6 protein-coding genes and 1 pseudogene are annotated in these 4947 nt (G+C 41.0%); 4 read left to right on the top strand and 3 right to left on the bottom strand.

Annotated features, from left to right (window positions below; all coding sequences use genetic code 11):
- Positions 1-108: 108 nt before the first annotated feature.
- The 4 genes from Q1V93_RS10530 (at position 109) to Q1V93_RS10515 (ending at position 3476) form a co-directional block, all read left to right on the top strand.
- A complete protein-coding gene (locus Q1V93_RS10530) occupies positions 109-714 on the top strand; it encodes a DUF4494 domain-containing protein (RefSeq protein WP_300664474.1) in 606 nt (201 codons plus the stop codon).
- Between the two features lie 3 nt (positions 715-717).
- Positions 718-1365: a pyridoxamine 5'-phosphate oxidase gene (gene pdxH, locus Q1V93_RS10525; RefSeq protein WP_300664472.1), complete on the top strand. Its 648-nt coding sequence runs from the start codon at positions 718-720 to the stop codon at positions 1363-1365.
- A gap of 3 nt (positions 1366-1368) precedes the next feature.
- Complete coding sequence (locus tag Q1V93_RS10520; RefSeq protein WP_300664470.1) at positions 1369-2607, top strand: pitrilysin family protein; 1239 nt, start codon at positions 1369-1371, stop codon at positions 2605-2607.
- Between the two features lie 320 nt (positions 2608-2927).
- Positions 2928-3476, top strand: a complete 549-nt coding sequence (locus tag Q1V93_RS10515; protein ID WP_300664468.1) for a thioredoxin family protein — start codon at positions 2928-2930, stop codon at positions 3474-3476.
- Here Q1V93_RS10515 and Q1V93_RS10510 read toward each other — a convergent pair.
- From Q1V93_RS10510 to rpsP, 3 genes and pseudogenes are all read right to left on the bottom strand, one after another.
- Positions 3468-4172, bottom strand: coding sequence for a methyltransferase (locus Q1V93_RS10510; protein ID WP_300664466.1), 705 nt, complete (start codon positions 4170-4172; stop codon positions 3468-3470). The genes Q1V93_RS10515 and Q1V93_RS10510 overlap by 9 nt on opposite strands.
- Positions 4169-4699 (bottom strand): ribosome maturation factor RimM, encoded by a 531-nt coding sequence (gene rimM / locus Q1V93_RS10505; RefSeq protein WP_300664464.1) that lies wholly within the window; start codon positions 4697-4699, stop codon positions 4169-4171. The genes Q1V93_RS10510 and rimM overlap by 4 nt, the downstream gene beginning before the upstream one ends.
- A gap of 18 nt (positions 4700-4717) precedes the next feature.
- Positions 4718-4947, bottom strand: a pseudogene (gene rpsP / locus Q1V93_RS10500) (30S ribosomal protein S16); the annotation flags it as partial.

Below are 4947 nucleotides of genomic sequence, written 5' to 3'. Positions count from 1 at the left end.
GAATTGAAAAGGTAAAAGTTAAATTTCATAAATCCTGTGATTACTTTTCAATTTTACATTTTACATTTTCAATTAGTCGTATCTTTGTTTCTCTAAAATTTTGATTAAATGAACAGTTGGTTTACCGTTAAGGTTAAATATACAAAGCAATTGGAAGATGGTACTTTCAAGCGCGTTTCGGAACCGTATTTGGTTGCAGCAATGACTTTTACGGATGCTGAAGCAAGAATCTACGAAGAATTGGGAAGTTTGATCCGTGGCGAGTTTGTCGTGACGGGAATTACCCGTACCGATTTCCACGACATTTTCCATTACGAAGATGCAGATGTTTGGTACAAATGTAAAATCACATACGAAGCCGGAGGCGATGGCGGAGAAGAAGGTGCAAAGGCTAAAAAAGTTTCTCAAAACTTCATTGTAACAGCGCATTCCGTGAAAGATGCTTTTGAGCGTTTGAAAGAAAGCCTGGGTGGAATGATGATTGATTATGTGATTCCTTCCATTACCATTTCACCGATTGTCGACGTTTTCCCTTTTGGAGATGAGTCTGAAGACCGTGTAGCTGTTGATTTTGAAAGACAAGTGAAAGCTGAAGTAGCTGAGCACGCGATGGGAACAAAAACTGTTTTCTCGGCTCCCGGATCCGATGCAGATGAGCTTGAAGGCGATGACGAAGACTCAGTGATTGACGATCAATTCGGAGAAGAAGAATAAGAAATGGATGACTTTTTGAAAGTGATTCGGAACGATCATCACCAATTTGACCAGGGAAAACTGGAAGAACATGTTGGTGATGAGCCTTTTGCGCTGTTATCCAAATGGATGCGTGAAGCAATTGAAAAGCCGACTACTGAGCCGAATGCCATGACTGTGTCAACGATTGGTTTGGACGGATTTCCCAGAGCCCGCGTGGTTTATTGGAAAGAATTGCTGGAAGAAGGAATTGTTTTTTATACCAATTACTTAAGTGATAAGGGAAAAGCCATTGAAGCAAATCCGAAGGTTCATGCTTTGTTGTATTGGCCGGAAATGGAAAGGCAAGTCAGTATTTCCGGATTTGCAGAGAAAGTTCCCGCTGAAATGAGCGATGCTTATTTCGAATCGAGACCGAGAGGAAGTAAATTGGGAGCCTGGGCTTCTCATCAGAGCGAAGTACTTCTTTCAAGAGAAGAATTGGAAAACCGCGTGGCTGATTATGCTGAAAAATTTCCGGATTTTGTACCGCGACCGGATCATTGGGGTGGTTACATCATTAAACCCTCGAATGTGGAGTTTTGGCAGGGAAGATCTTCCCGGCTGCACGACCGCATTGTTTTTAACTTGAAATCCGACAATTCTTGGGAATTATACCGCAAGAATCCATAGCGAATGATAGAATTATTACCTCATATTTATACCCTTTCCAATGGACTGCGATTGGTTTATTTGCACGCAAATTCACCGGTTGCACATTTGGGCGTCACTGTGCTTGCCGGTTCCCGGTTTGAAGAAGATCACGAGGTTGGTCTTGCACATTTTCTGGAACACAGCATTTTTAAAGGGACGGAAAAACGAAAGGCATTTCATATTCTCTCCAGGCTGGATTCTGTAGGAGGAGAATTGAATGCATATACGACGAAAGAAGAGATTTGTTTGTATGCTTCTTTTGTCAAATCGCACCTGAACCGGGCGGCAGAATTGCTTTCTGATATTGCCATCAATAGTAATTTTCCGGAGAAAGAAATACAGAAAGAAAAGGAAATTGTTCTGGATGAATTGAATTCCTATCTCGACAATCCAAGCGATAAAATTTTTGATGATTACGAAGCATTGATTTTCCCGAATCATCCTTTGGGAAATAATATTTTGGGAACTCCGGAATCGGTGCAATCTTTCGGTAGAGAAGCCTTGAAAAGTTATGTCGAGAAGTTTTTCTTTACAGAGAATACGGTACTTTCTTTTGTTGGAGATATTCCCTTGAATACATTGGTAAAATGCCTGGAAAAGAATTTCAATTCCATGCCGAGCGGAAAAACAAAAGCCATTCCAAGACCTTTTGATACATATCAACCGATTAAAAAGCGCGTAGAGGAAGGAAACTATCAAGCTCACGCAATTATCGGTGGAATTGCTCCCGGATATAACAGCGATCACCGGAGAGGAATGACGATGTTGACAAACGTACTTGGTGGGCCGGCAATGAATTCCAGGTTAATTTTGTCTGTCCGCGAAAAATACGGGTACACATATAATATTGAAGCACAATATTCACCTTATCCGGATTTGGGTTATTGGTCCATTTATTTCGGAACGGATCAAAAATATCTTTCCAAAACCATTAAGATTATTTACGCGGAATTGAAGAAATTGCGCGAAATTCCGCTCACGACGAAACAATTGCAGCAGGCAAAAGAGCAGTTGAAAGGACATATTGCTTTGTCCCTTGATTCCAATCTGGGCTTGATGCAGGGCTTGGGGAAATCCCTGCTCTTGTTCAATCAAATTGATACGATTCAGGAAATGTACGCGAGTATTGATAAGTTGACAAGTGAAGAATTGCAGGAAATTGCTCAGACTTATTTCAAGGAAGAGAACCTTTCTGAGTTGATCTATGATGTAAAGTCGTAATGGACGTAATATTGCGGAATTACCTTCACACTTTTGTCGCTTTGTATTGTTGAATGGTTCCAAAGATTTAAAACGAATTTCTTACGCATAATTTGAATTCAGAGCTTGTATTACCTAACTTTTAGGAAATAAAATAGCCAGATCTTGATGTGTTTAATGAAAATCTGAACGAGAATTTCCCTTCACAATACCGGACGTAATATTGCGAAATGGCATTTTGACTCTTGAAATCCTAAATGACCATCCCCCAAATATTTTATCGTTTTTTGAGGATCTCCGAAACGAATTGAAACTACCTTTGACGATCAAATTTACAGGTCATGACTTTTCAAACTTATTTAGAACTTTTCGAACAAATTTTAAACTCACCGAAGCCCGAAGCGCCTTACGATAACCCGGATTATTTCAATTACACCAAATTGAATTGGTCGCGAATGAACCGTTGGTTGAAAAAAGGAGAAATTCTGCCTCAGGTCCGGGAGAAAATCGGGAACATCAAAGAACCACAAAGCTGGATTCTGATCACAGAACCCTGGTGCGGAGATGCGGCGCATATTGTGCCGTTCATCAAAATGATGGCAGATCTGAATCCATTGATTCATCTGGATTTGGAATTGCGCGATTCAGAGCCGTATCGTATTCAGGAGTACCTGACGAATGGTGGAAAAGCCATTCCTAAATTGGTGATCCGTAACACCGAAGGAAAAGATTTGGCAAGCTGGGGACCAAGACCTGCAGAATGTCAAACACTTTACCAGGAAATGCATGCGAGCAAGGCTCCTTTTGAAGAAGTGAAGATTCGGCTGCAGAATTGGTACAATGAGCATAATGGCGTCGAAATTCAGGAAGAAATAGCAGGATTAATCTAAAACCCGGTCGTGAAAATCTCTGGTGAGTACTTTGTACTCGGGAGTATATTTTCCGTGTTCATCGCGAATGCAAAGAGAGGATTTTTTCGCATCCACTTGCTTTTTTTGAAGAGAGAGAACAACTCGTGCAGACTTATTGGGTTTACCAAAAATAGTAATCAAGTCCGCCGGAAATAAGTTGTTCCGCTCCGCAAGTCGGATCAATGAATCGAAAGCATCAAAAGGAATAATAAGCCAGGCTTTTCCATCGGAAGAAAGCAAATTCGCAATCGAATTCAGCAACTCTTCAAAAGTCAGACTGTCTGTATGTCTTGCCAGTGTTTTTTGGCTGTCGGCATTTTTGAAACTGTTTTCAAAAAAGGGAGGGTTGCTGATAATGGCATCAAATGGAGACTCGGACTGATAATCCTGAAGTGCCTGGTTAAAAACGGAAATCCGGCTTTGAAAAGGTGAACTTTCAGCATTTTCCATTGCATCAATGAACGCCTCTTCCGAGATTTCAAGCCCGATGATTTCTTCGAATAGAAAGCGCTGAGCGCACATTAATGCCAGAACACCTGTTCCTGTTCCGATATCTAAAAGCCTTTTTGGGGAATTCCATTGACAGAGAGAACCGAGAATCATTGAATCGGTTCCAACTTTCAGAGCGGCATGTTTTTGTTGAATTTGAAAGTGTTTGAATTTAAAAACACTCATTCTCCCATATACATTTCGATGAGCCCATGAGGAGCCGTTACATGTAATGTTTTGGATTTGCGGTCTACCTTTTGAATAAGACCGTCGATGAATGGAATTAGAATTTCTTTTTCACCATTTATCACCACGATCAGCGGATTGACACTGTTGTCGACAACCTGTTCAATTATTCCGGCTTCTCCGTAGTGCGTATCGACCAATTTAAAACCGATGATCTCGTGATCGTAGAAATGTTTGTCGTCCAATTCGGGAAGAATGGATAGAGGGAGGTAACAGCTTTTTCGAAGAATGACCTTCGCGTCGTTTTCAGAGTCGACACCTTCCAGTTTAATCGCTGCAAATCCTTTGTTTTTCAATTGAAAAGATTGAACAAAGAAAGGAGTCAACTGACCGTTGATATCGATAAAAAAAGCATCAAGAGTGCGGTAATCTTCCGGATTGGTTACGTCTAAAAAAAGCGAAACTTCACCTTTGTATCCGTGAAGTTTCGCAATATAACCAAGTTGAAAGCAATCAGAATGTTGCATTGATCAACTTTTAATGAATTAAGCCTCAGCTTCTCCTTCAGCAGCCGGAGCATCCTCTGCAGGAGCTTCAGTTGTTTCTTCAGCAGCTTCTTCTGTTGCAGCCTCAGCTTCTTCAACTGCAGGAGCCTCTTCAACAGCAGGCGTGTTTTTAGCTTCAATTGCTTTTGCTTTTGCTTCGTTAGCTTCAGCTTCAGCTTTCAAACGAGCAGCTTTATCAGCTACAGCGTCTTTCCCAAGACCTTCAATTT

This window comes from Fluviicola sp. (assembly GCF_030151805.1).
Lineage (GTDB): Bacteria > Bacteroidota > Bacteroidia > Flavobacteriales_D > Crocinitomicaceae > Fluviicola.
The sequence above is the reverse complement of the archived record's forward strand: the minus strand, read 5'-3'. Positions and strand labels throughout refer to the sequence as shown.

Coding starts and splice junctions, on each gene's coding strand:
- Q1V93_RS10530 (WP_300664474.1), top strand. CDS start 109: ATGAACAGTTGGTTTACCGTTAAGGTTAAATATACAAAGCAATTGGAA.
- pdxH (WP_300664472.1), top strand. CDS start 718: ATGGATGACTTTTTGAAAGTGATTCGGAACGATCATCACCAATTTGAC.
- Q1V93_RS10520 (WP_300664470.1), top strand. CDS start 1,369: ATGATAGAATTATTACCTCATATTTATACCCTTTCCAATGGACTGCGA.
- Q1V93_RS10515 (WP_300664468.1), top strand. CDS start 2,928: ATGACTTTTCAAACTTATTTAGAACTTTTCGAACAAATTTTAAACTCA.
- Q1V93_RS10510 (WP_300664466.1), bottom strand. CDS start 4,172: ATGAGTGTTTTTAAATTCAAACACTTTCAAATTCAACAAAAACATGCC.
- rimM (WP_300664464.1), bottom strand. CDS start 4,699: ATGCAACATTCTGATTGCTTTCAACTTGGTTATATTGCGAAACTTCAC.